Here is a 2858-nt window from a genome sequence, read left to right on the forward strand (position 1 = left end):
TTGTCCATCACTGTGGTAAATAATGGCGTGCAAATAATCTTCCGTGGTCATCAGCCTGATGGTTGCAAACGAATCGGGTGTTCGGGAAGAAAAATCAATCCTGTCGTCAATTATAAAAGCACTATCGATCTGTCCATTGTCAGTGGCGAAACGGCGAATAGAAAGTGTCTCTTCCTCAGGGCTGAATACGGCAACGTAGATCTGGTCTTTTTGTATCAGGATGTCCTGCTGGTTGTTAACTGTGACAATGTGGTTGATAGTTATTATCGCTTTGCCATTGTTGCCAAAAGAGGCGACGGGTTTTAGCTGTTGACTGTCGTATTGTCGGATAAACAGAGGATAGGGCGTATCTTCATACCTTTTGCCGGTTACATATAGGCTTACGCCATCTGGGGAGAGCTTTAGATTAAGTCCTTGTTCTTTATCATACAGGTCACTGTTTTCAGGAAAAAAGAGCCGTCGCTGGTGGTAACGGCCAACAAATAGGCTGTTATCTAGAGTACCTGTTAAATACATGACGCCTTGATGATAAGCGGTATCATTAATTTGCGCATTTTCAGGGAATACCTTATTACGTGCGATCAATTGTGCCGGATATTTCTGGGCGGCACTTAAAGGGAACTCAAACAGGGTTGTTTTTCCTGAAGGTGTCGTTGCAACAAGGTTAAGTTGAGAGCCTGTGGTTTCGTGAATCACCTGTCCTGTCAGAGACTGGTAAGAATCCAGTATGCTGGAGTGGTCAGCAGAGGTGGTGTAAGTCACAATGCCGCAACGACCAAATTGTTTATCCAGTTCAGAACCTTTATAGCGTGCCAGAATAACATCCTTGGAAGGCGACTCAGGCTGAATGACGACGTATATCTGCTGGTTTTCCGCGTCATAGGTTTGAAAGAGAGGCTTGCCTTTTGGTGGTGGGCAGTTTGACAGATCAAGTGAATCGGTTGTGGGGAATGTACTGTCAGACGGGGATGTATACGACGATGAATATTTAGTTCGTGGTGTGTTTGTTGGAGATGATATTTCAAAGGCTGATGAAGTGTTTGATGGTGACTCCAAATTTTCTAAGGCTCTGATGGCAGCAGCCGTGGTCAATTCGCTGGTTGAAGGCTGTGCTGATGACGCTGGGACAGCGGATGAAGTTTCTGGCGGTGGCTCTGAACGGGTTGAAATGTCGGTCACAGAAGCGGTGGTCAATGCGCTGGTTGATGGCTGTGCTGATGACGCTGGGACAGCGGATGAAGTTTCTGACGGTGGCTCTGAACGGGTTGAAATGTCGGTCACAGAAGCGGTGGTCAATTCACTGGTCGAAGGCTGCGCTGATGACGTTGGAATAGCTGGTGAAGCTTCTGTTGGCGATTCCGAAGTGGGTGAGGTACGAACTACAGAAACAGTGGTCAATTCACTGGATGGTGGCTTTGCCGATGACGATGGTATAGCTGATGAAGCTTCTGTTAGTGATTCCGAACCTGAAGTAAGAGCTACAGAAGCCGCGCTCAACTCGCTGGTTGATGACCCTAGAGAGGTCGATGATAGAGCAGATGATGTTGCTGATGGTGACTGCGAACTGAGCAAAGCAGTGGGAACAGAAGTGGTCATCAATTCGTCGGCTGATGGCTGTGTAGGCGACGATGGAATGTCGATCTTATAAATTCTCAGACGTTGGTCATCCCCCCCTGTTGCCAGCCATTTGCCGCTGTGGCTGTACTTAACGCTTCGGATATTGGCTTTCGAATCGGCCAGGATGTACTGGGGCTTAAATGAATTCCTGACTTCATAAATTCTGACCTTATCATCAAACCCCCCGGCTGCCAGCTGAGTGTCGTCGTGGTTGTAGTCGATACACAGAATTGAGCTTTTTGCATCCTGCAGGACGTGCAGAGGGGAGGTCGGATTCGTCCCGTTATAAATCCAAACCTTATCATCATTCCCACCGACCGCTATCTGGGTGCTGTTGTGGTTGTAGACAACGACCCATATATGACCTTTTGGATCGGACAGAGTTTGCAGGGGCGAAGTCGGGATTTTCCCGTTATAAATCCTGACCTTCGCATCATTCCCCACGGTGGCCAGCCTGGTGCCGTCATGGTTGTAGTCGAGGCTCCGTACCTCGTATGGCAGGGCCAGGGTGTACAGGGGAGTGGTCGGATTCGTCCCGTTATAAGTTCTGACTTTTCTATCACGTCCCCCGGTCGCCAGCTGGGTGTCATTGTGATTGTACCTAACGATCCACACCCAGCTTTTACTATCGTGCATAACGTGCTCCAGAGCGTAACCATTCAGCACGTTGTAAAACCAGACCTTTCCTTCATCTCCCCCGACAGCCAACCGGCTGCCATCGTGATTGTAGTCAAGGGTCCTTACAAAGTCTTTCGGTTCGTTCAGGGAGTATAAGAGTTCGAGATCCCCCGAAGCATCTATGCCAAAGATTTGTACAGCCCCTGAATATGGACACTTGCTATCGTATACGTATGAGCCGGAACTTATTGCCACCGCTATGTGCTCATCGTTCCTGTTCCATGAAATACTATAAACCCTATGAGGCGGACAATGTCTTGTCAGACTAATGCCCGCAGGTGTTGGAGCAGTATGTGTCGGCAACCTGTTTGGATCTATTTCAATGTCATGGATCAATTGAAGAGGTGTTCTTATGCCGCAGTCAAATGCCCCTCGTGTGCAATCAATTCCGTCCGGTAATCTTGGTGGCTCGAAGAAAGCTTTTGGAAAAGGTAAGTAGCCATAACGCCCGTTCCAGACATTACGATTGAAAGAGGTGGCGTTTGCGGCACCACCGGGGTCTGCAAACTCATTCAGGACGGTGGGGAACTGGTTATTTGCCTGTTTGGTACCATTTATTCGGA

2 protein-coding genes and 1 pseudogene are annotated in these 2858 nt (G+C 48.4%); 1 reads left to right on the top strand and 2 read right to left on the bottom strand.

Annotation, left to right across the window (positions count from 1 at the left end):
* A partial coding sequence (locus KDK16_RS07605; RefSeq protein WP_257275408.1) for a hypothetical protein occupies positions 1-1056 on the bottom strand: 1056 nt, incomplete at its 3' end.
* A 16-nt stretch (positions 1057-1072) separates the two neighbouring features.
* Between KDK16_RS07605 and KDK16_RS07610 the strand changes: the two genes are divergently transcribed.
* Complete coding sequence (locus KDK16_RS07610; protein ID WP_257275409.1) at positions 1073-1648, top strand: hypothetical protein; 576 nt, start codon at positions 1073-1075, stop codon at positions 1646-1648.
* A gap of 47 nt (positions 1649-1695) precedes the next feature.
* On the opposite strand, the pseudogene KDK16_RS13555 reads toward KDK16_RS07610, so the two are convergent.
* Positions 1696-2253: pseudogene (locus KDK16_RS13555) on the bottom strand (WD40 repeat domain-containing protein); the annotation flags it as partial.
* Between the last annotated feature and the right edge of the window lie 605 nt (positions 2254-2858).

It is taken from the genome of Endozoicomonas sp. SESOKO4, assembly GCF_024606275.1.

Bases quoted from the DNA above. Each gene is read 5' to 3' on its own strand.
- KDK16_RS07610 (WP_257275409.1), top strand. From the start codon at position 1,073: ATGGCAGCAGCCGTGGTCAATTCGCTGGTTGAAGGCTGTGCTGATGAC.